The following is a 24,610-nucleotide window of genomic DNA, read 5'->3' as shown; positions in this document are numbered from 1 at the left end:
GAAAGCAGCCGAGCATGGCTCGGCTCTACAGAAAGCACTCCGCCCCTTGGGAACCTGTCGATGACCGCAAGCACCGCCCCGCGCTGGCCCGTACGCTACCTGCTGTTCATCGGCGGCCTCGGCGGCCTGCTGTACGGCATCGACATCGGCATCATCGCCGGCGCCCTGCCTTACCTTGAAGCCACCGCCAGCCACGCCTGGCAGCTCAGCAGCCAGCAGCTCGGTTTCGTCGTCGCCGCGGTGCTGCTGGGCAGCGTGCTGTCCTCGCTGTTCGCCGGCATGATCGCCGACCTCATCGGCCGTCGCGGTGCGATGCTGCTGGCCGGCATCCTGTTCACCGCCAGCATCCCGATCATGGCGCTTGCGTCGGGCTACACCCCGCTGCTGCTGGGGCGCCTGCTGCAGGGTGTCAGCGGTGGCCTGATCGGCGTGGTCATCCCGCTGTACCTGGCCGAAGTGCTCAGCCCCGAGCGGCGCGGTCGCGGCGCGGCGATGTTCCAGCTGCTGCTGACCGTCGGCCTGGTGCTGGCCGCGTTGATCGGCCTGTACCACGCGCATGCCGTGGACGCCGCCGCGGAAGCGGTGCGCTCGCTGCCGGTCGCGCAGCAGGCGCAGGAACTGTTCACGGTGAAGGACCACGCCTGGCGCACCATCTTCTGGACCTGCCTGGCACCGGGCCTGCTGTTCTGCGCCGGCATTTTCTGGCTGTCCGAATCGCCGCGTTGGCTGGTGCGCCGTGGCCGCATCGATGATGCCCGCCGCAGCCTGCAACGCGTGCTGCCCGCTGCCGACGTCGAGCCCACGCTGGCGCAGATCCAGGCGCCGGAGTCGAGCAGCAGCAGCGGCAAGCGCGACCCGCTGCTCAGCCGTCGCTACGTGGTGCCGTTCGTGTTGGCCTGCGTGGTGCTGGCCTGCACCCAGGCCACCGGCATCAACTCGGTGCTGGCCTATGCGGTGAACATCCTCAACCAGGCAGGCCTGTCCGGCTCGGTCGCCAACGGCGCCGACGTGGCGATCAAGCTGCTCAACGCGGTGATGACCGTGGTCGCGCTGCTGCTGGTCGACCGCAAGGGCCGCAAGTTCCTGCTGATGCTGGGCAGCGGCGGCATCTGCGTTGCCTTGCTGGCCGCAGCAACGCTGTTCTTCCAGGCCGAACGAGGCCGCGCCGACGTACAGCCGCAGCTGCAGGCCGCGGTAAGTGGCGACGGCCTGCAACTGGTGCTCGACGACGCGCAGTGGCAGCGTCTTGCCGGTGGCGTCGACCGCGAGGGCCGGCCGCTGCAGCTGACCGTGTCCTACGCCTATGGCGACTTCACCAACGTGCGCGCCCTGCGCAGTGACAACCTGATCGACCGCGAGCTGCGCATCGAACGCGCCGGCACCGTGCAGCCGGACAGCGTCATCGGCGCGTTCTTCCGCACGTTGCACCTGAATCCGTTCGCCGACCCGGCCAGTGGCGCGCAGGCACCCCTGCGCATCGAGCAGGCACGCATCGGCCCGATCCCGCCACCCGCGCATGGCTGGGCCGTCGCTGCCTGCATCCTGGTGTTCGTGGCGTTCTTCGCGGTTGGCCCCGGCGTGTGCGTGTGGCTGGCGCTGTCCGAGCTGATGCCCAACCGCATCCGCTCCAACGGCATGAGCATCGCGCTGCTGATCAACCAGTTCGTGTCCACCACCATCGCCGCGATCTTCCTGCCGACGGTGGGGCACTACGGCTACGCCAGCATGTTCCTGTTCTGGGCCGGCTGCACGTTCGTGTTCTTCCTGGTGGCCGCGTTGTGGCTGCCGGAAACCAAGGGGCGCTCGCTGGAAGAGATCGAAGCCGGCTTTGCAGGAAAGCAGCGCTGATTCAGCGCTGCTGTGACGGCGCAGGGCCGCCGTGGACGATGTAGCGCGCCATGTCGTGCACTTCGGCCACGCTCATGTCCGTGCCAACCACCTGCATGGACTCGCCAAAAGGGCCCCCTATGGTGGCCACGGACAGCACGTGGTCATCGACGGTAAGGGCGACCTGCTTGCCCACCAGGGCCTCGGTCGCGTGCAGCAACCGGCCGGCGGACTCCTTGCGGAACGTCAGTTCGAGCACGGGCTGGTGGGCGGCGTCCAGCTCCGCTCGCACGTCGAGGATATCGGCACTGGTGAGCATCGGCGGCTCTTTCACGGCAATGCTGCGCCCTTGCCACTGCAGGGTAGCGCGGCCATCGGGATCGACCACACGCATCTGCACCTGCACGCCCTGCCGCGGCGGATGCCGTGTCTCCGCCGGAAGCAGCCGGTTGCAGCCCACCAGCAGCAACACCGCGAGGCCGCTGCCGAGCAGCGCCCATCTGCTCCAGCCCCGCATCAACGCAGCTTCCTCAGCTTGAACGCCACCAGCACCTGCAGCACGCCGTACAGCAGGCTGCCGATGCCGATCCACAACGTGGTTACCGCCACGCCGGCATACGGATTGGCCGCGAACAGCAGGCCCAGCACGATGGCCAGCACACCGCTGAGGATCAGCAGCCACTCACCCTGGATCTGCTTGCGTACGCGAATGGCGAAGACGATGCGGTAGATGCCCGCCACCAGCAGCCATGCCGCCAGGAACAGCACAAGCACGCTGGCAGTGGCGAGCGGATTGATCACGGCCAGGATGCCGAAGCCCAGCGAGGCGACCACGTACAGCAGCAGCCAGCCGCGCGAGGCGCCGCTGGCACCGGTGATCAGCGCCAGCAGGCTGATGACGCCTTCGACGATGGCCATCACACCCAGCGTCCACGCCAGCGCGATGGCCGCCGACATCGGCCAGCCGATCGCGATGATGCCGAAGCCCAGCGCGACCAGACCGTACAGCAGCAGGATCCACCAGCTGCGTCCAACGGCGGACAACAGGGGAGACAAGGGGGAATTCATGACCACTCCTTCGATCCGGGTAGGTGATCATCCTAGCCCCTGGGAATGAAACGGGCGATCACGGCACCCGCGCGCAGACCCATGCACGTACTTCTTCAGCCCCCACCAGCCGCAGCGTTTCTGCAATCTCCAGCACGGTACTGCCGGTGGTCATCACGTCGTCGACGATGGTCAGCCGCGCCGGCACGGCGCCGCGCACATCGAAGGCGTCGAACAGGTTGTCGCGGCGCTGCTCGGCGCTGCGTTCGGACTGCGGTGCGGTATGGCGACGACGATACAGCCCGCGCCACATTGGCAGGCGCAGCAGCCGGCACAACTCGGCTGCCTGATCGTACCCGCGCTGGCGCAGTCGCTTTCCGTGCAATGGCACGGGTACCAGTGGCGCGCACGACCATGGCGGCGGGTTGCGCAGCATCAACTGCGCAAGCAGGCGTCCGGCAGCCAGGTCCTGGTGGAATTTGTAGCGGACCAGCAGCTGGTCGACCGGCGGCAGGTACAACAGACTGGCGTGGGTAGCGGTCTGCGACGGCGGCTCGTCACGGCAGGTGCCACAGATGGGCAGGGCTTCGTCCGGTAGCGGCAGCGCGCAGCGAAGGCAGGCGCGGCCCGCCCACGGTAGATCGGCGAGACAGGCGACGCAGAGGTCCAGGGTGTCGTGGCCGGGCTCGCTGCAGACCAGGCAGCGCAGGGGCAGCAGCAGGCGAAAGGCGGCCTGCAACGGTTCGCCAAGCGTAAAGGTTGTTGGGATGCGCATGCCGCAGCTTCACCCCGCAGGTGGATGCTGCCCATCGGCGAAGCAAGCACATGCGCGTAGGTGAACGGCGCGCTCCGCGCCTGGCCATTTGCGGCCGGCAGTGGCGGGTTGGGTGAATCGTCCGCTGCTTGACAGGCTGCCGCGATGTCAGGACCCTTCGCGGCATGAAAATCGACGTCGAACACCTGAGCCTGCGCGAACTGAACACCCTTGTGACTGCGGCCGAGCAGCGGCGGGCGCTGGTCGCCAGCCGCCGCCCGGCGGCCGTTGTCCGACGCAAGCTGATCGCCTTCGCCGCGCAATGCGGCTACACGATCGAGGAACTGATCGGCACCGCGCCCGCCGAGACCACGGCGCCGGCCCGCAAACGGGGCACGCGGCGCAAGCTGGGCAAGGTGGCGCCCAAGTACCGCGATCCGGACAACAAGCGCAACACCTGGTCCGGCCGTGGCCGGATGCCGCGCTGGCTTGCCGAGAAGACCCGGCATGGCCGCAGCCCTGCCGATTTCCTGATTCCCGGCCTCGGCCGGTCGGACGCCAGCAAGACCCGCACGATCGGCCAGCGAACCGTCTTCAAGCAAAGCTGACCCGGCACACTTCGCTGCAGCGCTCGACCAGCGCACACACCCTGCGTAGATCACACCTGGAATTCCCGGCTGACGGCCGGGGTCCAGCGACATCGCTGTGCCCACGACACGGGCAACGTTGCGGAACTGACCGTCACACCGGAAAAGCTGCTGCTGATCGATCCACGCGATGTCCTTATCGGTCAGCGCCGCGATGCGATGCCGCTCTTCTTCGCGATGCGTGTCCATGCGGATTCTCACCGCCCGGGCGTCGCGGCGAACGTGGCGCCATCGCCTTTGATCCGGGCGATGGCGCACTGTAAACTGCCGTTTCGTTACCTGGGTTGACAGTGTTTGCGGCCCCACCCAGACTGCGCCCTCGCTCCAGCCCTTCCAAGGTCCCGCCATGGCAACCGCCATCCGCCACGACTGGCACCACGACGAACTGCAGGTGCTGTTCGACCTGCCCTTTCCGGAACTGCTGTTCCGCGCCGCCACCGTCCACCGCGAGCACTTCGACCCGGCCCAGGTGCAGGTCTCCACGCTGCTGTCGGTGAAGACCGGTGGCTGCCCGGAAGACTGCGCGTACTGCCCGCAGGCGCAGCGCTACAGCACCGGGGTCAACGCGCAGAAGCTGATGGACACCGACGCGGTGCTGGCCAAGGCACGCCAGGCGAAGGCGGCCGGTGCCTCGCGTTTCTGCATGGGTGCGGCCTGGCGTTCGCCGAAGGACCGTGACATCCCGAAGGTGGCTGCGATGATCGCCGGAGTGAAGGCGCTGGGCCTGGAAACCTGCGCCACGCTGGGCATGCTCAGTGGCGAACAGGCGCGCGCGTTGAAGGACGCCGGCCTGGACTACTACAACCACAACCTCGACACCGCGCCGGACTACTACGACTCGATCATCCACACCCGGCAGTACCAGGATCGCCTGGATACGCTGGGCCATGTGCGCGATGCGGGGCTGAAGACCTGCTGCGGCGGCATTGTCGGCATGGGCGAAACGCGCGCGCAGCGCGTCGGCCTGCTGCTGGCGCTGGCCACCTTGCCGGCGCATCCCGATTCGGTGCCGATCAACAAGCTGGTGCAGGTCGCCGGCACGCCGCTGCATGGCAGTGCCGAGCTGGACCCGTTCGAGTTCGTGCGCATGATCGCCGTGGCGCGCATCGCCATGCCGCGTTCGATGGTGCGGCTGTCGGCCGGCCGCGAGGCGATGAGCGACGAACTGCAGGCGCTGTGCTTCCTGGCCGGCGCCAACTCCATCTTCTATGGCGACACGCTGCTGACCACCGGCAACCCGGAGAGCGAGCGCGACATGGCCCTGTTCGCACGGTTGGGGCTGCAGCCGATGGCGGTGCAGGTGGACGCCGACGGTCACGACCATGGTGGCACCGTGCATGCCGATATCAGCGCCGATGCCCCCGGCTGCGGCTGCGCCCACGCGGCCTGAGCCGGCGGCCAAGCAGGCGCCGCGGCAACGCGCTACCCTAGCCGCCCCGTCGCCGCATCCAGCCGCCATGGCACGCCCCGACCTGACCGCCCGCCTCCAAGCCCAGCGCGCGTTGCGCGATGCACAAGGCCGTCGCCGCCCACGGCGCACGGTCACCCGTCGCGATGGTGTGCGCCTGGAAGTCGATGGGCGCTGGCTGACCGGTTTCTGCAGCAACGATTACCTGGGCCTGGCCCAGCAGTTCAGCGTGGTCAACGCACTGCAGGACGCCGCCGCGCGTGAAGGGACCGGTGCCGGGGCTTCGCACCTGGTCTGCGGCCACCACGCGCTGCATGACGCATTGGAACGCGAAGTGGCCGAGTGGCTCGGTTACCCGCGTGCGCTGCTGTTCGGCAGTGGCTTCGCCGCCAACCTGGCCGTGCAGCAGGCGCTGCTGAGCGAAGAGAACGATGTCTGCGTGCAGGACAAGCTCAACCACGCCAGTCTGCTCGATGCCACGCGGCTGGCCGGCGCGCGCCTGCGCCGCTACCCGCACCTGGATGCGGAAGGTGCGATGCGCCAGCTCAAGCATGCGCCCGAGGGCGCAGCGATGCTGGCCACCGATGGTGTCTTCAGCATGGATGGCGATATCGCGCCGCTGCGTGCACTGTCGCTGGTCGCGCGCCTGCAGCAGGCGTTGTTCTACGTGGACGATGCGCATGGCGTGGGCGTGCTTGGCGATGGCCGTGGCGCGGTCGCCACAGCCGGCCTGGGCGTGGACGATGTGCCGCTGCAGCTGGTCACCCTGGGCAAGGCGCTCGGCGGTTCCGGCGCGCTGGTGCTCGGCCGCGAAGACCTGATCGAGCATCTGGCCGAAACCGCACGCCCCTACATCTACACCACCGCCATGGCGCCGGCATTGGCGGCATCCGCGCTGGAGGCGGTGCGGCTGGCCCGCCGCGATCATTGGCGGCGCGCGAAGCTGGCCGATCTGATTGCACTGTTCCGCGGCGAAGCGCGACGTCACGGGCTGGATCTGATGGCATCGGAAACGCCGATCCAGCCGCTGTTGTGTGGCGACGACCACACCGCCGTGGCGATGTCGCAGGCGCTGGAACAGGCCGGCTGGCTGGTCGGCGCGATCCGCCCACCGACCGTGCCGGAGGGCAAGGCGCGCCTGCGCGTCACCTTGTCCGCGCTGCACACCACCGAACAGGTGCGCGGTCTGGTCGAGGCCATCGCCGTTGCACGCGACCGCGTGGCCTTTGCCACGCGCGAAGTGCTGCCGCCGTCGTTGCCGGCGCTGGCCTGAGTGATCGTGTAGTTCCCCATGCATATCGAAGTGACCGGCCATGGGCCGGACCTGGTACTGATCCACGGCTGGGCCCTGCAGGGCGGCGTGTTTGCGCCGCTGGTGCAGCGTCTGGCCGATCGGTTCACGCTGCATCTGGTCGACCTGCCCGGCCACGGCCACAGCCGAGACGACAGCACGCCGCTGCGTCTGCCGTTCGTGGTCAACGCCATTGCCGCGGCCACGCCGCCGGCGGTGTGGTGCGGTTGGTCACTGGGCGGCCTGTTCGCGCTGCACGCGGCGGCCACGCTGCCGAAGGTGCGTGGTCTGGCGATGATCGCTGCCACACCGCGCTTCGTACGCGCTGATGACTGGCCGCACGCCGTGGAGCCGTCGGTGTTCGAGCAGTTCGGTCGTGACCTGGCCCAGGACTTCAGTGGCACCCTGGAACGTTTCCTGGCACTGGACGTGATGGGTTCGGCGCATGCCCGCGAGGAACTGCGCCCCCTGCGCCAGCGCCTGGTCGAACGCGGGGCGCCTACCGAACGCGCATTGCGCGAGGGCCTGCAGCTGCTGGAGAACACCGACCTGCGCGGCGCCCTGCCCACACTGGGCAAGCCCAGCCTGTGGATTGCCGGCCAGCGCGACCGCCTGGTCTCGCCGGCCGCGATGCAGGCCGCTGCCGCGCTGGCGCCGGGCGGGCAGTCGCTGACCGTCGCCCACGGCGGCCACGCCCCCTTCCTCGGCCATGCCGATGACGTTGCAGCCGCCCTGCAACACTTCGTTGCCGGCCTGTCACCGGCCGATGGCGGACAATGAGCCTCCCGACGCTTCTGCAGGACTGACGCATGGATCTGGGCATTTCCGGCCGCTGGGCACTGGTCTGCGGCGCCAGCAAGGGGCTTGGCCTGGGCTGCGCGCGTGCGCTGGTGCGCGAAGGCGTGAACGTGGTCATCGTCGCCCGCGGTGACGCTGCGCTGCAGGCCGCGGCTGCGGAACTGCGCGCGCTGCCCGGTGCCGCTGAAGTGCGCGCGATTGCTGCCGACGTCACCACCGAGGCGGGCCGCGCCCACGCGCTGGCCGCCTGCCCGCAGGTCGACATCCTGGTGACCAACGCCGGTGGCCCGCCGCCGGGCGACTTCCGCACGTTCGAGCGCGACGACTGGATCGCCGCGCTGGACGCCAACATGCTGGCGCCGATCGCGCTGATCCGCGCCACCGTGGACGCGATGATCGAACGCGGCTTCGGCCGCATCGTCAACATCACCTCGTCATCGGTGAAAGCACCCATCGACACGCTGGCGCTGTCCAACGGCGCGCGCAGCGGCCTGACCGGCTTCGTCGCCGGGCTGGCGCGGCGCACCGTCGCCCACAACGTCACCATCAACAATCTGCTGCCCGGCCAGTTCGATACCGACCGCCTGCGCGCCAACTTCGCCCACGCCGCCGGCCAGAACGGGGACGTGCAGGCGGTGGCCGAACGCCGCCGCCAGCAGATCCCCGCTGGCCGCTTCGGTACGCCGGACGAATTCGGCGCCGCCTGCGCCTTCCTGTGCAGTGCACAGGCGGGCTACCTCACCGGACAGAACCTGCTGATCGACGGCGGCGCCTACCCCGGTACGTTCTAAGAGACTTTCGCAATGCCGTCCCACTTCGATGCCCGCCATGTCCGCCGCGCCTTCGCCCGCGCCGCCACCAGCTACGACGCTGCCGCCGCCCTGCAGCGCGAGGTGCAGTCGCGGCTGCTGGAATCGCTGGATTACCTGGAGGCGCGCAAGCCGGAGGTGGTGCTGGATATCGGCGCCGGCACCGGTCATGCCAGCGCGCTGATGAAGAAGCGCTGGCCGAAGGCACAGGTGATCGCGCTGGACGTGGCGCTGCCGATGCTGGACCAGGCCAAGCGCCAGGCCGGCTGGTGGAAGCCGTTCCAACGCCTGGCCGCCGATGCCACGGCGCTGCCGTTGGCCGACAACAGCGTGGATGTGATCTTCAGCAACCTGTGCCTGCAGTGGGTGGATGACCTGCCGGCGGTGTTCGCCGGTTTCCGCCGCGTGCTCAAGCCCGGTGGGCTGCTGCTGTGTTCGACCTTCGGGCCGGACACGCTGGTCGAACTCAATGAGGCCTTCGCCGCCGCCGATGACCGGCCGCATGTCAGCCGCTTCGCGCAGATCGCCCAGTTCGGCGATGCGCTGATGATGGCCGGCTTCCGCGACCCGGTACTGGACCGCGACCTGTTCACCCTCACCTACGACGACCTGCCTTCGTTGATGCGCGAGCTGCGCGCGATGGGCGCGACCAACGCACGCGTCGATCGCCGCCATACGTTGACCGGTCGCGGTCGGTTTGCGGCGGCCGCGGCGGCGTACGAACCGATGCGCCGTGACGATGGCAAGCTGCCCAGCAGCTGGGAAGTGATTTACGCCCATGCCTGGGCACCGGACCCGGGCGCGCCGATCCGCGAAGGTGGGCATGACATTGCTTCCGTGCCGGTGTCGGCGATTCCGATCCGGCGCAAGCAGACCTGATTCGAAGGCGCCGCCGGGCATGGCCCGGCGAGCGCAGCGGCAGCCGCTCAGGTATTGGCCGGTGAACTCAGCGGCGGCCGCACCAGATCGCGGTGGAAGAAGTAGATCTCCTGCACCAGGAAGCGCCAGCTGGTATGGAAGCTGCGGAAGCGCGTGCTCGGCGTGGACGATGCCAACGCCTGGATGCCCAGCGCCTTGCTCAGGCGCAGCGCGCGCGCCATGTGCAGCGGGTCGCTGACAATGATCACCGAATGCAGCTTGCGCTGGTCCATCAGCCGCTTGGCCTCGACCAGGTTCTGCACGGTATTGCGCGAGGCGGTCTCGATGAGGATCGCGTCATCGGGAATGCCGTGTTTGAGCGCGTAGCGCCGCGCCACCTGCGATTCCGAGAAGCGCGCGCCGGTGCCGCCATAACCACCGGTGAAGATCAGCAGTGGCGCGTAGCCGGCGTCGTACAGATCCAGGCCATGGCGGATGCGCTCTTCAAATACCGGCGACGGCTTTGAATCATAGGCGGCCGCGCCGAGCACGATGATCGCGTCCGCCTTGGCGGCCTGGTCGCGTTCGCCGACCCAGACGATCCAGGCGGTCACACCCAGCAGCCAGATCACCAGCAGTACGAACAACCGCCACAACCAACCGAGCAGGCCGGTACGTTCGCGATGGCGGCCGCGGCTCACGGCGCTCCCCAACGCAGGGCAGGCAGATCGACATTGCCGCCGGACAGCACCAACCCCACGCGCAGGCCAGCGAAGCGCGCAGGCTGCGCAAGCACCGCCGCCAGCACGATCGCCGAGGACGGCTCGACCACCTGCTTGAGCACGTCCCACAGCAGACGCATCGCCGCCACGGTCGCGGCATCATCAACCACGATGACCTCGGCACCTGCGGCCTGCAGCAACGCGAAGTTGGGCGCACCGATCAGCGTGCGCAGTCCATCGCAGATCGTGTCCGGAGCAAATGCCTCCTGTCGCTTGCCGGCCGCCAGCGAACGGGCGGTGTCGTCGGCGCCGGCCGGCTCGGCCAGCACCAGCCGGGTGCCCGGGCTGGCGTGCTGCAGGGCCAACGCGGTGCCACTGGCCAGGCCACCGCCGCCCACCGGCACCACCAGCACGTCGAACGGACCCTCGCTGTGCAGCAGCTCCAGCGCGGCCGTGCCCTGCCCGGCCATCACAGCCGGGTTGGTGTACGGGTGAACCAGCGTCGCACCGGTATCGGCCTGCACCTTCGCGCAGGTGGCCTCACGGTCGGCGATGGTCGGCGGGCAACGCCAGAGTGTGGCGCCATGCCGGGCAATGTTGGCCAGCTTGGCGGCCACCGCCCCTTCGGGCACCACCACATGGCAGGGAATGCCCCGCGTGCGGGCAGCCAGCGCCAAGGCGGCGCCGTGATTGCCGGAGGAATGGGTCACCACGCCGGCACTGGCGTGATCGGCATCCAGCGACCACACCGCATTGCAGGCACCGCGGAACTTGAACGCGCCGCCCCGCTGCAGGTGCTCGGCCTTGAACGCCAGTTGCGCACCGGCCAGTGCGTCCAGCGTGCGCGAGCGCAGCACCGGGGTCACGCTGGCATGGGGCGCGATCCGCGCGGCGGCGGCAAGGACGTCATCAGCGCGGGGCAACAGTGAATCGCTCATGACGCAAGATTAACGTATGCCTCCGCGCTGGCGAGGGCGCCATCGGTCATGCCAGCATGCTGGCGTACACCGCCATTCATCCTGGCCGGCGGAGTTAAGGGCTGATTCAACGCCGGCGGCTGAAGCTGCCTGCATACCCGTCCTCTGGGGGGACCCATCATGAAAACGCGCCTGATGCTTGCCGGTGGCCTGTTGCTGGCCCTGACCGGTTGCACCACTTACGACTATGTCGGTGGCCGCAGCGGTGGTTACTACCACGGTGCGCCGTCGGTGGAGTACCGCTACCCCTACGGCTACCCGGCCGACTATGGCTATCCGTATTACGGCGGCGGTGGCTATTACGGCTACGGCGGCCCGTACTACCAGCGGCCGATCTACCGCCCGCCGCACCACAACCACCGCCCGCCACCGCGTCCCGGCAATGGCGGCGAGAACCGTCCGCCACCGCCGCCGCGCCAGAACAATGGCGGCTCGCCGTGGCGCAACATGGATTCGATGCGTCGGCCGTCGCAGCCCCCGCAGCGTGTCGAGCGCCCCTCGCCGCCGCCGCAGGCACGACCGGCTCCGGCTCCGCGTGCGCCGAGGATGAACAGTTCCCCCTGGCGCGCGATGGATCGTGAGAGATAGCGCACAGTTGACGCTTGTTCCATCTTGCATTTCACACGGTCCAAGCCTCAATCTACGCAGGTGGTGACGGCCCGCGTCACAAAGTGACAAAAACGTTAAGGGCACGTCCCAAACAGCTCTGCGTCGATATCCGACAGGAACATCTGGATCCCCCCTGTTCCGGCCCTGTCGGATGTCGGCACCTTTGAAGACGAACGGCCCCGCATTGCGGGGCCGTTTGTTGTTCCGGGACACCAAGGCGCGCGGGACGGTAGATCCACGCCATGCGTGGATGACGCTTCCCCGGAAGCCTCAAAAAAAAACAGGGCCGGACAGTCCCCCGACTGCCGGCCCCTCTGCTTCCCCACCGTGCGCCTGTACCGGCCCCTGTTCCAATTCCGGTCACCAGCGCCTGCGGCGCCAGCCACGGTGGGTGCTGTTGGGTTATCTGCAAATATCCTGCCAACTTTAGGGTTGATTTCGACGCCAGCCGACCGGCGCCGGCGTCCCTGCCCCGATTGGCGCTAAAATCGCCACCCCGGCACGCCCCCCCGGCTGCGCCCGCCCCTTGCTGAACAGCCTCCATGATCGATTCCTTCCATCGTTACGACGTCATCGTCATCGGCGGTGGCCACGCCGGCACCGAGGCCGCGCTGGCTGCGGCCCGTACCGGCGTGCGCACCCTGCTGCTGACCCACAACATCGAAACGGTGGGGGCGATGAGCTGCAACCCGGCCATCGGTGGCATCGGCAAGGGCCATCTGGTCAAGGAAATCGACGCCCTCGGCGGGGCGATGGCGCATGCCGCCGACCGTGCCGGCATCCAGTGGCGCACGCTCAATGCGTCCAAGGGCCCGGCCGTGCGTGCCACCCGCTGCCAGGCCGACCGCAACCTGTACCGCATGGCGATCCGCGCCATCGTCGAGGGCCAGGCCAACCTGACCGTGTTCCAGGCGGCCGTGGATGACCTGGTCATCGAGGGCGACGCCGTGCGCGGGGTCATCACCCAGACCGGCCTGCGTTTCGACGCCGAGGCCGTGGTGCTGACCGCCGGCACCTTCTTGGCCGGCAAGATCCACGTCGGCCCGACCCAGTACGCTGCCGGCCGCATGGGCGACCCGCCGGCCACCACGCTGGCCGCGCGCCTGCGCGAGCGGCCGTTCCAGGTGGACCGCCTGAAGACCGGCACGCCGCCGCGCATCGACGGCCGTTCGCTGGACTACAGCGTGATGGACGAGCAGCCCGGCGACACGCCGCGCCCGGTGATGTCCTTCCTTGGTTCGGTGGATGAGCATCCGCAACAGGTCAGCTGCTGGATCACCCACACCAGCGAGCAGACCCACCAGATCATCCGCGACGCCCTGCACCGCTCGCCGCTGTACAGCGGCCAGATCGAAGGCATCGGCCCGCGCTACTGCCCGTCCATCGAAGACAAGGTGGTGCGCTTCGCCGAGAAGGCCAGCCACCAGATCTTCGTCGAGCCGGAAGGCCTGGGCATCGTCGAGATCTATCCCAACGGTATTTCCACCTCGCTGCCGTTCGACGTGCAGCTGGAGATGGTGCGCAGCATCCGCGGTTTCGCCAACGCGCACATCACCCGACCTGGTTACGCCATCGAATACGACTTCTTCGATCCGCGCGGGCTGAAGGCCTCGCTGGAAACCAAGCTGGTCAACGGCCTGTTCTTCGCCGGCCAGATCAACGGCACCACCGGTTACGAAGAAGCTGCCGCGCAGGGCCTGCTGGCCGGCCTCAATGCCGCTCGCCAGGTGCGTGGCCTGGAGGGCTGGTGCCCGCGTCGCGATGAAGCCTACCTCGGCGTGCTGGTCGATGACCTGATCACCCACGGCACCAACGAGCCGTACCGCATGTTCACCAGCCGCGCCGAATACCGCCTGCAGCTGCGCGAAGACAACGCCGACCAGCGCCTGACGCCGGCCGGCCGCGACATGGGCCTGGTCGATGATCGTCGCTGGAGTGCCTTCGAAACCAAGCAGGCCGCAGTGGTTGCAGAACGCACGCGGCTGGGCGCGCTGTGGGCGACGCCGGCCAATGCGCTGGGCCGCGAAGTACAGGAAACGCTGGGCGTTGCGGTCAGCCGCGAAACCAACGTGCTGGACCTGATCAAGCGCCCGGAACTGGATTACGCGCAGCTGATGCAGGTGCCCTCGCTCGGCCCGGCCGTGGCCGATGGCAAGGTGGCCGAACAGGTGGAGATCGGGGTGAAGTACGCCGGCTACCTGGATCGCCAGCGCGAGGAGATCGAGCGCCAGCAGCGGCATGAAGCAACCCCGATTGCCGGCGATTTCGACTACGCCATCGTGCGCGGGCTGTCGGCCGAAGCACTGCAGAAGCTGGAGCGCGTTCGTCCGCAGACCATCGGCCAGGCACAGCGCATTCCCGGCATGACCCCGGCGGCTATCTCGCTGCTGCTGGTACACCTGGAACGCGCGCGGCGCGGACGCGTGGCGTAACGCGGGATCGGCAAATGCCATCCACGCATGGCGTGGATCTACTTGCGGTCCGCTCTGGTAGGTGTCGACCTTGGTCGACACGGATGCATGAAGCATCCCGGTCGCGGTAGGCGCGCGCGGGGTCGGCATCGGCAGAGCGCGTATCATCGTCGTGTCAGCCCCACCTGGAGACACCGATGACCCCGCTGCGCCCTTTCCGCGACAAGATGCCGGTACTCGGCCAGCGCGTGTATGTCGATCCGGCCTGCACCATCATCGGTGATGTCGAACTGGCCGACGACGTGTCGGTCTGGCCGGGCACGGTCATCCGCGGCGACGTCAATTTCGTCCGCATTGGTGCGCGCACCAATGTGCAGGACGGCACCATCATCCACGTCAGCCACCACAGTCCGTACAACAAGGCCGGCTACCCGACCCTGATCGGTGAAGGCGTGACCGTCGGCCATGGCTGCATCATCCACGCCTGCAGCATCGGCGATTACAGCCTGATCGGCATGGGCGCGTGCATCCTCGACGGTGCCCGGGTCGAGCGCCATGGCTTCGTCGGTGCCGGTGCGGTGGTCGGCCCCGGCAAGGTGGTGGGCGAAGGCGAACTGTGGGTGGGCAACCCCGCCCGTCCGGCGCGCACGCTCAGCGACAAGGAGATCGAGTCGCTGCACTATTCGGCCGACCACTACGTGCGGCTGAAGGACGAGTACCTGGGCTGAGCCCGCATCGCCAATGGCCGGGCTCTGCTAAAGTCTGGGCCCGACCAGGAACCGTCGAGACCCCCATGCCCGTGGCTGCACGCCGGAGAGGACTCCAGCGCCCACTTCGGCGGCCATCGCGCTGATGGCCGCGCCGATGCTCGATACCTACCGCGAGGTGGTAACGCCGGAAGGCGTGCCGCTGCAGTTGCCTGCGGCCGGACCGATGCCGCGTGCCCTGGCCTGGCTGGTCGACCTGGCCGTCCGCTTCGGCGCGCTGACCGCGCTGTCCATTCCGCTGGCCCTGCTCGATGAGTTCGGCCGCGGCCTGTACATGGCGCTGATGTTCCTGCTGATGTGGGCCTACCCCATCGTCTGCGAAGCGCTGTGGGGCCGCACCCTCGGCAAGCGCGTGCTGGGCCTGCGGGTGCTGGCACAGGATGGCGCACCGGTGGGCTGGATGGCATCGATCACCCGCAACCTGCTGCGCACCGTGGACATGCTGCCCTTCGGCTACGCGCTGGGCCTGATCAGCAGCCTGTTCGATCCGCATGGCCGCCGCCTGGGCGATCTGGTTGCCGGCACGATGGTGGTGCATTCGCCACCGCACTACCTGCCGCCGCCGGCCACCATCGACAGCGTGCTGCCCCCACCACAACCGCTGCGGCCTGAAGAACAGGCGGCGGTGATGGCCTTCGCCGAGCGCGCGCCACGCCTGTCTCCCGCGCGCCAGCAGGAGCTGGCCGGCATCGCCGAGCCATTGACCAGTGCGTCCGGCCAGGTCGGCGTGCTGCGCCTGTATGCGATGGCCAACTGGTTGCTGGGACGACGATGAAGCAGGAACAGTTCGTCGCCCGCCATCAACAGGAATGGCATGACCTGGAGCAGTGGCTGCAGCATCGCGCCGGTGCTTCGCGTCGGCGCCGGCGCAAGCCGGGCGCAGAGGAGGCCGGCGATGTCAGCTTCCCGCAGCGTTACCGACGGCTGTGCCAGCAGCTGGCGCTGGCCCGCGAACGCGGCTACAGCCCGCAGCTGGTGCAGCGCCTGCAGCAGCTGATGCAGCACGGCCATGGCGTGCTGTACCGCACGCCACCCACCCGCTGGCGGCGCGCGCTGGAATTTCTGGTCGCCGATTTCCCGCTGCTGGTACGCAGCCAGGCGCGCAGCATGTGGGCGGCGCTGGCGATGTTCGCGGTGCCGGCGCTGGCCTGCTTCGTGCTGGTGCAGGTGTACCCGGACAGCATCCACCTGCTGATGGACAACGGCCAGATCGCCCAGATGGAGCGCATGTACGATCCATCCGCCGAGCGCCTGGGCCGCGACAGCGGCACCGACTGGATGATGTTCGGCTACTACATCATGAACAACATCAGCATCGCTCTGCGCACCTTCGCCAGCGGCCTGCTGGCGGGGTTGGGCACGCTGCTGGTGCTGGTGTTCAACGGCATCACCATCGGCTCGGTGGCGGGCCATCTGCAGCACATCGGCCACGGTGGCCCGTTCTGGCGCTTCGTGGCCGGCCACGGCGCGTTCGAGCTGACCGCGATCGTGATCGCTGGCGGTGCCGGCCTGCAGCTGGGCATGAAACTGCTGGCTCCCGGGCGGCGTCGCCGTCTGGATGCGCTGGTTGAAGGGGGGCGCATCGGCGCGCGGCTGTGCCTGGGCGTGGCCTTCATGCTGCTGCTGGCAGCGTTCGTGGAAGCGTTCTGGTCGTCCATCGCCGAAATCCCGGCCGCCGTGAAGTTCAGCGTGGCCGGTGTGCTGTGGGCCGGCGTGCTGCTGTGGCTGTGGCGCGGTGGACGCGGAGGCAGTCATGCGGATTGACCACCTGGACGTGGTGCTGCGCGCACGCAGCAGCTGGGAAGCAATGGAGCTGGGCACCGCGCTGGCCCGCCGCCATGCACGCGGCGTGTGGGGCAGCTGGCTGCTGGCCAGTGCGCCGTTGTTCCTGCTGTTCAATGCGCTGGCCTGGTGGCTGGATGCCTTCGGCTGGGCCTGGCTGGCGATGTGGTGGTGCAAGCCCTTGTTCGAGCGCGCGCCGCTGTACGTACTCTCGCGCGGCATCTTCGGCGAGCGGGTGGGTCCGCGCGCTGCGCTGCGCGCACAGCGGCAGTGGGGTGGCAGCGGCTTGTGGGGCTACCTGGGCTGGCGCCGTTTCAGCGGCCTGCGCAGCCTGTGCCTGCCGGTCAATCTGCTGGAGGGTAATGCGCCCGCCCAGCGCGGCGCTCGCCGGCGCGCAGTCGCTGCCGGCGCTGCGGGCCCTGCGCTGGTGCTGGCGATGATCTGCCTGGCATTCGAGCTGGTGCTGGTGGTGGGCGCGATCGCCACCATCTTCATCTTCATCCCGCTGGAACTGCTGCCCGAATCCTGGCGCGCGGCGTGGGCGATGGTCAGCGTGGAAGCACCTGCGTGGGCCAAGCTTGGCCTCAACCTGCTGTTCTGGCTGGCAGCGGCGCTGATCGGACCGTTCTACGTGGGCGCCGGCTTCGGCCTGTACTTGAACCGCCGCACGCAGATGGAAGCCTGGGACGTGGAAATCGCCCTGCGCCGCCTGCGCGAACGCTTGCTGCCAGTTGCCTCTTCATTGGTGCTGCTGCTGTGCCTGGCGCTGCCGTTGGCGCCCGCGCATGCGCAGGACGCCGACACGCCGGACGCCGGGCAGACCGCTGCGGCCAGCGGCGATGAAGACGAGGATGCGGAAGAAACCGAGGACGTGGCCACTGCGGAAAACGATCCGGCCAATACACCGGCGGTGATCTTCGGCGACAAGGCGGTGGATACCGCCGGCTTCCGCCAGGCCGTGAACCGCGCTTACGAAGATCCGTTGCAGCGGCCGACGCGGCAGGTCAGCCGATGGAAGCCGATCGAAGACGCCGCCGAAAAGAAGAAAGACAAGAAGGATCTGCAGAAGGACACCGGCAGCGACGCAGACCGCAAGGCGCGCAGGAGCGGCCAGCTGTGGCTGGCCCGGATCGCCGAATGGGGCCTGTGGGGGTTGCTGGGCGTCCTGCTGCTGGTGCTGCTGTTGACCGCGCGGCTGTGGCTGCCGTGGTTGCGCGGTTCCGGCCGCCGCAAAGAAAAGCAGGCACCGCAGATCACCGAAGAACAGGTGGAAATGCCGGTGGTGCTGCCGCCGGATGTGGCGACCCAAGCCGGCCTGCTGTGGGACCAGGGACGACCGCGGCAGGCGCTGGCCCTGTTGTATCGCGCCAGCGTACGCACGCTGGTCGAGCGCACCGGCATCGCCTTGCCGCCTGGTGCGACCGAAGCACAGTGCCTGCGTGCCTCGCGGCGTCTGACCGACAGCACCGACCGTGAACTGTTCGCGCGCATCGTGCGCATGTGGCAGTACGCCGCCTACGGTGGGCGCCTGCCCAGCCGCAGCGATTTCGACGCGTTGGCCAGCACGCTGCGCCAGCAGTACGGATGGCAGGCATGAATCCGCGCCTGTTCTGGTCATTGCTGCTGGGCGCGCTGGTCCTGTTCGGGGTACCGCTGACGATCCTGTTCCTGCGCACGCACGAAAAGGTGACCGAGACCGTCGTGCTGCCGCCGCAGGGCGAAGCCAGCTACAACCCGCTGTATGTGCTGGGCCAGGCCCTGCGCGCCGACGGCATCGAGGTGCAGTCCCGGCAGCGGTTGGACCTGGCACAGATGCCACTGGCCGCCACCGATACGCTGGTGCTGCTGCAGGACACCGCCGACATGCCGCCGCGCACTGCGCAGACCCTGCTGGATTGGGTGGATACCGGCGGCCATCTGCTGCTGCGCACGCAGCCTCCGGCTGAGGACGATGCCGGCAGCACGCAGGGTCCCTTGCTGGACAGGATCGGCGTGGACAGCCTGTTCCATGAAAGCGACTGCCAGCCCTTCCACGTGGTCGATGATCCCAGCCATGTCGAGTTCTGCGGCGGTCGGCGCTTCAGCCTGGGCTTCCAGGCCAACGCCACGGCCGAGCGCCGTTGGGGCGGAACCCAAGGGCTGGTATTCGCGCGTCTGCCGCACGGCAAGGGCCGCATCGACGTGCTGGCCGACATGGACGTCATGCGTGGTGAAGGACCGAACGCATCAACGCGCCGCCGCACAGTCGACGCCGTCGCCCGCGATGGCCTGCATGACCTCTCCCATCGCGACCTGACACGCTACCTGCTCGACCCCAACTATGGGCGCGGCACAGTCTGGCTGGTATACGGCAGCCGCCCGCCTTCACTGGGCGCGCGCATCTTCTACCAGGGCTGGCCGCTGTGGGTGCCGCTGCTGCTGGCGATCCTCGGCTGGCTGTGGTCGCGCGCGCAACGCTTCGGCAGTGCCCTGCCCGCTCCGGTGATCGAGCGCCGTTCGCTGCTGGAACACGTCCGCGCCAGTGGCGAACTGCTGCTGCGCTTCGGTCATGGTGCGCGCCTTTACCAGGCCGTGCAGGCGTTGTTCCTGCATCGCCTGCGCCTGCGTGCACCCGTGGCTGCGGCACTCGACGGTGCTGCGCGTGACCAGGCCATCGCCGCGGTGCTGCAATGGCCGGTCAGTCGTGTCACCAGCGCCCTCACGCCGCCTTCGCCGCATGATTCCTCCGCCCTGCGCGAGCGCATCCGCTTGCTGCTCCAGATGAGATCCCTGCTATGACCGATGCACCTGAACTTCCGGCGGCCGCCACCGCCCGCCTGATCGAACGCGTCGACGCCATCCGCCAGGCCGTCGGCCACGCCTTCATCGGCCAGGCCGATGTGCTCGACCAGATCCTGGTCGCCCTGCTGGCCGGAGGCCACGTGCTGATCGAAGGCGTGCCCGGCCTCGGCAAGACCCTGCTGGTGCGCGCGCTGGCGCAGGCGCTGGAACTGGACTATGGCCGCGTGCAGTTCACCCCCGACCTGATGCCCAGCGACGTCAGCGGGCATGCGGTGTACGACCCGAAGAGCGAGAGCTTCAAGATCCGCCGCGGCCCGGTGTTCACCAACCTGCTGCTGGCCGATGAAATCAATCGTGCCCCGGCCAAGACCCAGTCCGCGCTGCTGGAAGTGATGCAGGAAGGCCAGGTCACCATCGAAGGCAAGGCCTTCACCCTGGCGCCGCCGTTCATGGCGCTGGCCACGCAGAACCCGCTGGAACAGGAAGGCACCTATCCGCTGCCGGAAGCGCAGCTGGACCGCTTCCTGCTGAAGGTGCTGATCGACTATCCGCAGCTGGAAGACGAGAAGCGCATGGTCGCGGCGATCACCAGCGGCCGTGCCGCCAGCGATTTCGACCTGAGCCAGGTGCCGCGCGTACTCGGTGCCGGTGAACTGCTGGCATTGCAGCAGGCCACCGCGGCAATCACCGTCGATGACGAAGTGATCGACTACGCGGTGCGCATCGTGGCCGCCACCCGCCAGTGGCCGGGCATCGCCGTTGGCGCCGGCCCGCGCGGCAGCATCGCCCTGGTACGCGCCTCGCGCGCGCAGGCGGTGCTGGCCGGGCGTGATTTCGTCACCCCCGATGATGTGCGCGACATCGCCCGCCCTGCCCTGCGCCACCGCATCGCACTGGCACCGGAGCTGCAGATCGAAGGCCAGGATGCCGACGACGTGCTGGGTGCGCTGCTGGCCAAGGTCGAAGCGCCGCGCCGATGAGGCCTGCGCCGCTGCTGCTGGCGTTGCTGTTGGCCTGGGCTGTGCTGGGCGGCGTGGTGCTGGGCGGCCTGCTGCCGCGCTGGAGCTGGGCGCTGGCCGGCGCATTGATTGCGGTGCTGGCACTGGTCGATCTGTGGCGACAACAGCGACGGCCGTCGCCCAGCGTCGAACGCGACGTGCCCGAGGCGCTGGCACTGGGCGTGCGTCGCGAGATCGGCCTGCGCCTGCACAGCGAACAGGCCATGCACGTGCACGTGTTCGACCTGGTGCCGGGCGGTTGGCCGCTGGAATCGCTGCCACAGCGCGTGCCGTTGCGGGCCGGCCATGTCAGCTCGCTGCACTACCACGTGCAGCCGCAGCAGCGCGGTCGCTTTGCCTTCGAGGGCGTGCAGCTGCGCATCCGCTCGCCGTGGCGATTGTGGTGGCAGCAACGCACGCTGCCACCGGCGCTGGAGGTACGGGTCTATCCCAACTTCGTGCCGCTCACCCGCTTCGCACTGTTCAGTGCCGACCAGGCCTCGCGCCTGGTCGGTGCCCATGTGAAACGGCGGCGTGGTGAGGGCACCGACTTCCACCAGATGCGCGAGTACCGCATCGGCGACAGCCTGCGCCAGCTCGACTGGAAGGCCACCGCGCGCGCGCGCAAGCTGATCTCGCGCGAGTACCAGGACGAGAAGAACCAGCAGCTGCTGCTGATGCTCGACAGCGGCCGCCGCATGCTGGCCAGCGAAGGCGGGCTCTCGCATTTCGACCATGCCTTGAACGCCTCGCTGGTGGTGGCTTACCTGGCGCTGCGCCAGGGCGATGCCGCCGGCCTGTTCGCGGTGGGCGGCGAGCGCCGCTGGGTGGCACCGCAACGCGGCATGGGCACGGTGCAGCACCTGTTGCGCGCCAGCTACGACCTGCAGCCGCAGGCGGTGGCCACCGATTACCTGGCGGCCGCCACCGAAGTATCACTGCGCCAGCGTCGACGCGCGCTGGTGATGCTGGTCAGCAACGTGCGCGATGAAGACATCGAAGACCTGCTTGCTGCCGTGCGCCTGCTGCAGCGCCGTCACCTGGTGTGCGTGGCCAGCCTGCGCGAGCGCGAGCTGGATGCCGCGCTGGAGGGCGAGGTGCATACGGTCGAGGATGCCGCGCAGGCCGGTGCCGCCGCCCTGTACCTGCAGCAGCGCGCGCAGGCGCATGACGCGCTGCGTGCCGAACGGGTGATGGTGCTGGACGTGACCGCCGATGCACTGCCCGCCGCGCTGGTGGAACGCTACCTGGCGGTGAAGCGCGAAGGGTTGCTGTAACCGGTAATGCCGGCCGCTGGCGGGCGGATCACCGTGGGCACCGGGCATGGCCCGGCGCTACCGACGCATAGCCTTGGTAGGTGCCAACCTTGGTTGGCACACCATCAACGGCGCCGACCAAGGCCGGCACTACCCCTGCAGCAAGCGCTTCTGCAACCGCTCCACCGCGCGCTGCAGCAGCACACGATGCCGCGCCAATTTCATCCACTGCGGCAGCCGCGAGAACATCGAGCGATGATGCCCTTTGGTTTCACGCAGTGTCGCGACGGCGTAATGATGAAGCGCCTGCAGATGCTCGGCGTTGTAGGCCCAAAGCAGACCTGCGCGGGTCGGCTCGACCAGATGCAGCGGAAGGCCGAAGTGCGGATCAGCCGGCTCGGCATCGCGCAGCGGGGTGGCCGACACGTCGACATCGCTGCTGCGCCCACATTGCCCACATCGCGCGGGAAAGGTGGCCGGCAAACGAACACCCGACGCGATCCGGCGATGCACGTACAGCCATTGGTGCCCGCAGTACCCGCACGGCCGACGCCCCTGCATGCACACCGCGCCCACCCAGTCGCCACTGTCCAGCGCAACGCTGCAGCCGGTGCAGCGGAAACGCACCGTCCAACGGTAGGGCTGCCAGCTCGCCAGCACCCAGCCCGGCGTATCGCAGCGGTGGCAGCGCACCGCGATGCGGTCGGCGAACGCATTCAGGCCCCGACCATCGTCGAAATGACGGCCCGGCACGGAAGCAGGACGCCCGCGCCGACCGGGCGGGCGTTGCACCGCCATCAGACGTAGATCCGCGTCGGCGCCTCATCGACGATCGCGTGCGGCACGAAGCGCGCACTGTCGCGGGTGATCGCGCTGTCGTCTTCGCGGATGCCGATGCCGCAGGCATGGTCGCCGATCACCCAGCTGCCGATCAGCGGGTAACCGCCTTCGAAGCGGGTGAGCGGATGCGCACGCTGGAGGATCGCCGGGCCGTCGTAGGGGCCATCACTACGCTGCGTGCTGCCGTCGGCCAGGTGCATCTCGATGTTGGCGCCTTCGCGCGAGAACAGCGGCTTGCGCACCCAGCCCGAGGCCAGCGCGCTGCCGTCATCGAAATGTGCTTCCAGCAGGTTCGGATGGCCAACGTTGCGCTGCCACAGCAGCGGCAGGATGCCCTTGTTGCTGAGCACCGCCTTCCATGCCGGTTCCAGCAGCTGCACGCCCGACCCCGGCAGCGCACGACCGAATTCCTCGGCCATCAGGTCTTCCAGCGGGTACAGCTTGAACAGCGTGCCGATCACCGTATCGTCCAGCGCGGTGAAGCGCCCATCTTCGGACAGGCCGATGTCCTCGATGGCGATGGCCTGCCCGTGCAGGCCCGTCTGCGAAGCGCAGTCGCGCAGGTAATCGACCGTACCGCGGTCTTCGTCCGAGCTGCCCACCGCACTGAAGTACAGCGGCGGCGGCAGCTGCGTGGCCAGTTCGCCGAAGCGTTCGACCAAGGCTTCATGGATCGAATTGAACTGGTCGGCGTGCTGCGGCAGGCGGCCGGCGTTGCGCTGGTCCTCCAGCCACTGCCACTGGAAGAAGCTGGCTTCGAACAGCGAGGTCGGCGTGTCGTAATTCAGTTCGTACAGCTTGGCCGGACCGGTGCCGTCGTAGGCCAGGTCCAGGCGCCCGTACAGGTGCGGCTGGCGCTGGCGCCAGCTGTCGGCGATCCAGTCGCGGTAATGCGCCGGGATCGCCAACTGGTCCATCAGGCGCTCGCTGCCGATGACATCGCCGACCAGATCCATCGCCATCGCATGCAGCTCGGCGCTGGGATCTTCGATGTCCTGTTCGATCTGGCGCAGGGTGAAGGCGTAATACGCGCTTTCATCCCAGTACGGCTGGCCGTCGATGGTGTGGAAGCGGAAACCGGCTTCCTCCGCGCGCGCCCGCCACTGGGCGCGCTCGGCAATACGGATACGTTGCATGGATTGATCAGCCGCCGACGCTGCTGCCGCTACGGCGCGCACTGGTGCTGCCGAAGCCGCTGCGGCTGGCGGTCACCGCACGGTTCGGTTCGCTGCTGACCGGGGCCAGCCCGGCCTTGCCCGCACCGATGCCGCTGGCGGTGTTCAGGCCGCCGCTGCCACCCGGCGCAGGACGCGCCCAGCCGGCACTCTTGTCCTGGTAGGCCGGCGCCGAAGCAGGCGCCTGCGGGGCCAGGCCACCGCGGTTGCTCAGCATCTGCGACATGAAGAAGCCCATCATCATCGGGCCGATGAACGACGTACCGGCCGAGGTGTGCTGCTGCACGCACTGCTCAGGCTTGTAGTCCTGTTCGCAGGCTTCCTTGGTCGCGTACTTCGGCGCCGCATCGGCAGACTTCTTCTGCGCCTCGGCAAACGCATTGCGGCAGGCAGAAGGATCAGCGGTAGCCGTGGTGCAGGCCTCCACCGAGGTATACAGGCCTTCCTGCACCTGCACCTGCTCTTCCTTCTGGCAGGCAGTGAACAGCAGCGGCGCAGCGCTCATCAGCAGCAGCGCGGTGGTGCGGGAACGTTTCATGGCCTCATGCCTTCAAGTCGGAACAATGCCCCATCATGCCAAATCCCGGCCAACAACCGGAATCGGCAAAGTGGGAAAGATGAACGGAATTTCATTTTCGTCGTTCCTCCCGAGTTCCCTCCACGCATGGCGTGGATCCACGTGTCGACCAAGGTCGACACCCACCAACAGCAGGAATCGGGTCAGAGCCCGTTGCGCAGCGACGGGATCCGACCCCGTCAGATCGCGGACAACTGTCGAAGGCGGGGTGGGTCCGGTTGCGGGGGCGTGAGCGCCATGGATGGCGCGACCGAGCCTACATGGACGTATTCACGG

General features: G+C 68.4%; 24 protein-coding genes. 16 read left to right on the top strand and 8 right to left on the bottom strand.

Annotation, left to right across the window (positions count from 1 at the left end; all coding sequences use genetic code 11):
• Positions 1-60 precede the first annotated feature (60 nt).
• Positions 61-1,848 carry an MFS transporter gene (locus GIW57_RS00910; RefSeq protein ID WP_236508891.1) on the top strand — a complete coding sequence of 596 codons (1,788 nt, stop codon included), beginning with the start codon at positions 61-63 and terminating at the stop codon, positions 1,846-1,848.
• Between the two features lies 1 nt (position 1,849).
• Here the strand turns inward: GIW57_RS00910 and GIW57_RS00905 are convergent, their stop codons facing one another.
• Genes GIW57_RS00905 through GIW57_RS00895 form a run of 3 tightly spaced genes read right to left on the bottom strand, consistent with a single transcriptional unit; the run spans position 1,850 to position 3,649 of the window.
• Positions 1,850-2,344 (bottom strand): hypothetical protein, encoded by a 495-nt coding sequence (locus GIW57_RS00905; RefSeq protein WP_236508890.1) that lies wholly within the window; start codon positions 2,342-2,344, stop codon positions 1,850-1,852.
• Positions 2,344-2,895: an HdeD family acid-resistance protein gene (locus tag GIW57_RS00900; protein WP_100462082.1), complete on the bottom strand. Its 552-nt coding sequence runs from the start codon at positions 2,893-2,895 to the stop codon at positions 2,344-2,346. Before GIW57_RS00900 ends, GIW57_RS00905 begins: the two co-directional genes overlap by 1 nt.
• Positions 2,896-2,953: 58 nt before the next feature.
• On the bottom strand, positions 2,954-3,649 hold the full coding sequence (locus GIW57_RS00895) for a ComF family protein (RefSeq protein ID WP_117311672.1): 696 nt from the start codon (positions 3,647-3,649) through the stop codon (positions 2,954-2,956).
• Positions 3,650-3,813: 164 nt separating this feature from the next.
• On the opposite strand from GIW57_RS00895, the gene GIW57_RS00890 reads away from it, so the two are divergent.
• From GIW57_RS00890 to bioC, 6 genes are all read left to right on the top strand, one after another.
• Positions 3,814-4,236 (top strand): H-NS histone family protein, encoded by a 423-nt coding sequence (locus tag GIW57_RS00890; RefSeq protein ID WP_236508889.1) that lies wholly within the window; start codon positions 3,814-3,816, stop codon positions 4,234-4,236.
• A gap of 385 nt (positions 4,237-4,621) precedes the next feature.
• Positions 4,622-5,665, top strand: a complete 1,044-nt coding sequence (gene bioB, locus GIW57_RS00885; RefSeq protein ID WP_236508888.1) for a biotin synthase BioB — start codon at positions 4,622-4,624, stop codon at positions 5,663-5,665.
• Between the two features lie 67 nt (positions 5,666-5,732).
• Positions 5,733-6,956: an 8-amino-7-oxononanoate synthase gene (gene bioF, locus GIW57_RS00880; protein WP_236508887.1), complete on the top strand. Its 1,224-nt coding sequence runs from the start codon at positions 5,733-5,735 to the stop codon at positions 6,954-6,956.
• Positions 6,957-6,974: 18 nt separating this feature from the next.
• Positions 6,975-7,754, top strand: a complete 780-nt coding sequence (gene bioH, locus GIW57_RS00875; protein ID WP_236508886.1) for a pimeloyl-ACP methyl ester esterase BioH — start codon at positions 6,975-6,977, stop codon at positions 7,752-7,754.
• Positions 7,755-7,783: 29 nt separating this feature from the next.
• Complete coding sequence (locus tag GIW57_RS00870; RefSeq protein WP_236508885.1) at positions 7,784-8,563, top strand: SDR family oxidoreductase; 780 nt, start codon at positions 7,784-7,786, stop codon at positions 8,561-8,563.
• Between the two features lie 12 nt (positions 8,564-8,575).
• Complete coding sequence (gene bioC / locus GIW57_RS00865; RefSeq protein WP_100462075.1) at positions 8,576-9,460, top strand: malonyl-ACP O-methyltransferase BioC; 885 nt, start codon at positions 8,576-8,578, stop codon at positions 9,458-9,460.
• A 47-nt stretch (positions 9,461-9,507) separates the two neighbouring features.
• Here bioC and GIW57_RS00860 read toward each other — a convergent pair whose 3' ends face one another.
• A complete protein-coding gene (locus GIW57_RS00860) occupies positions 9,508-10,140 on the bottom strand; it encodes a YdcF family protein (protein ID WP_099819815.1) in 633 nt (210 codons plus the stop codon).
• Positions 10,137-11,099 (bottom strand): pyridoxal-phosphate dependent enzyme, encoded by a 963-nt coding sequence (locus tag GIW57_RS00855; protein WP_100462074.1) that lies wholly within the window; start codon positions 11,097-11,099, stop codon positions 10,137-10,139. The genes GIW57_RS00860 and GIW57_RS00855 overlap by 4 nt, the downstream gene beginning before the upstream one ends.
• A 159-nt stretch (positions 11,100-11,258) precedes the next feature.
• Between GIW57_RS00855 and GIW57_RS00850 the strand changes: the two genes are divergently transcribed.
• The 9 genes from GIW57_RS00850 (at position 11,259) to GIW57_RS00810 (ending at position 21,763) form a co-directional block, all read left to right on the top strand.
• Positions 11,259-11,726, top strand: coding sequence for a hypothetical protein (locus tag GIW57_RS00850; RefSeq protein WP_236508884.1), 468 nt, complete (start codon positions 11,259-11,261; stop codon positions 11,724-11,726).
• Positions 11,727-12,289: 563 nt separating this feature from the next.
• Complete coding sequence (mnmG, locus tag GIW57_RS00845) at positions 12,290-14,179, top strand: tRNA uridine-5-carboxymethylaminomethyl(34) synthesis enzyme MnmG (RefSeq protein ID WP_236508883.1); 1,890 nt, start codon at positions 12,290-12,292, stop codon at positions 14,177-14,179.
• A 176-nt stretch (positions 14,180-14,355) separates the two neighbouring features.
• Positions 14,356-14,886: a gamma carbonic anhydrase family protein gene (locus GIW57_RS00840; RefSeq protein ID WP_099819819.1), complete on the top strand. Its 531-nt coding sequence runs from the start codon at positions 14,356-14,358 to the stop codon at positions 14,884-14,886.
• A gap of 124 nt (positions 14,887-15,010) precedes the next feature.
• Positions 15,011-15,700: an RDD family protein gene (locus tag GIW57_RS00835; RefSeq protein ID WP_236508882.1), complete on the top strand. Its 690-nt coding sequence runs from the start codon at positions 15,011-15,013 to the stop codon at positions 15,698-15,700.
• Positions 15,697-16,689: a stage II sporulation protein M gene (locus GIW57_RS00830; RefSeq protein ID WP_236508881.1), complete on the top strand. Its 993-nt coding sequence runs from the start codon at positions 15,697-15,699 to the stop codon at positions 16,687-16,689. Before GIW57_RS00835 ends, GIW57_RS00830 begins: the two co-directional genes overlap by 4 nt.
• Positions 16,679-18,304 (top strand): DUF4129 domain-containing protein, encoded by a 1,626-nt coding sequence (locus GIW57_RS00825; protein ID WP_236508880.1) that lies wholly within the window; start codon positions 16,679-16,681, stop codon positions 18,302-18,304. Before GIW57_RS00830 ends, GIW57_RS00825 begins: the two co-directional genes overlap by 11 nt.
• Positions 18,301-19,485 carry a DUF4350 domain-containing protein gene (locus GIW57_RS00820; RefSeq protein ID WP_100462067.1) on the top strand — a complete coding sequence of 395 codons (1,185 nt, stop codon included), beginning with the start codon at positions 18,301-18,303 and terminating at the stop codon, positions 19,483-19,485. Before GIW57_RS00825 ends, GIW57_RS00820 begins: the two co-directional genes overlap by 4 nt.
• Complete coding sequence (locus GIW57_RS00815) at positions 19,482-20,468, top strand: MoxR family ATPase (RefSeq protein ID WP_089237639.1); 987 nt, start codon at positions 19,482-19,484, stop codon at positions 20,466-20,468. Before GIW57_RS00820 ends, GIW57_RS00815 begins: the two co-directional genes overlap by 4 nt.
• A complete protein-coding gene (locus tag GIW57_RS00810; RefSeq protein WP_236508879.1) occupies positions 20,465-21,763 on the top strand; it encodes a DUF58 domain-containing protein in 1,299 nt (432 codons plus the stop codon). The genes GIW57_RS00815 and GIW57_RS00810 overlap by 4 nt, the downstream gene beginning before the upstream one ends.
• 129 nt (positions 21,764-21,892) lie before the next feature.
• Here GIW57_RS00810 and GIW57_RS00805 read toward each other — a convergent pair whose 3' ends face one another.
• Genes GIW57_RS00805 through GIW57_RS00795 form a run of 3 tightly spaced genes read right to left on the bottom strand, consistent with a single transcriptional unit; the run spans position 21,893 to position 24,295 of the window.
• A complete protein-coding gene (locus GIW57_RS00805; protein ID WP_236508878.1) occupies positions 21,893-22,540 on the bottom strand; it encodes a hypothetical protein in 648 nt (215 codons plus the stop codon).
• Positions 22,540-23,718 carry a glutathionylspermidine synthase family protein gene (locus GIW57_RS00800; RefSeq protein WP_236508877.1) on the bottom strand — a complete coding sequence of 393 codons (1,179 nt, stop codon included), beginning with the start codon at positions 23,716-23,718 and terminating at the stop codon, positions 22,540-22,542. The genes GIW57_RS00805 and GIW57_RS00800 overlap by 1 nt, the downstream gene beginning before the upstream one ends.
• A 7-nt stretch (positions 23,719-23,725) precedes the next feature.
• Entirely contained in the window at positions 23,726-24,295 is a 570-nt protein-coding gene (locus GIW57_RS00795) for a DUF1190 domain-containing protein (protein WP_032976852.1), read from the bottom strand.
• Positions 24,296-24,610 lie beyond the last annotated feature (315 nt).

This window comes from Stenotrophomonas sp. PA-6-5C (assembly GCF_021605635.1).
In the GTDB taxonomy this organism is placed as follows: Bacteria; Pseudomonadota; Gammaproteobacteria; order Xanthomonadales; family Xanthomonadaceae; genus Stenotrophomonas; species Stenotrophomonas lactitubi.
This window is presented reverse-complemented; position numbering and strand designations above follow the sequence as displayed.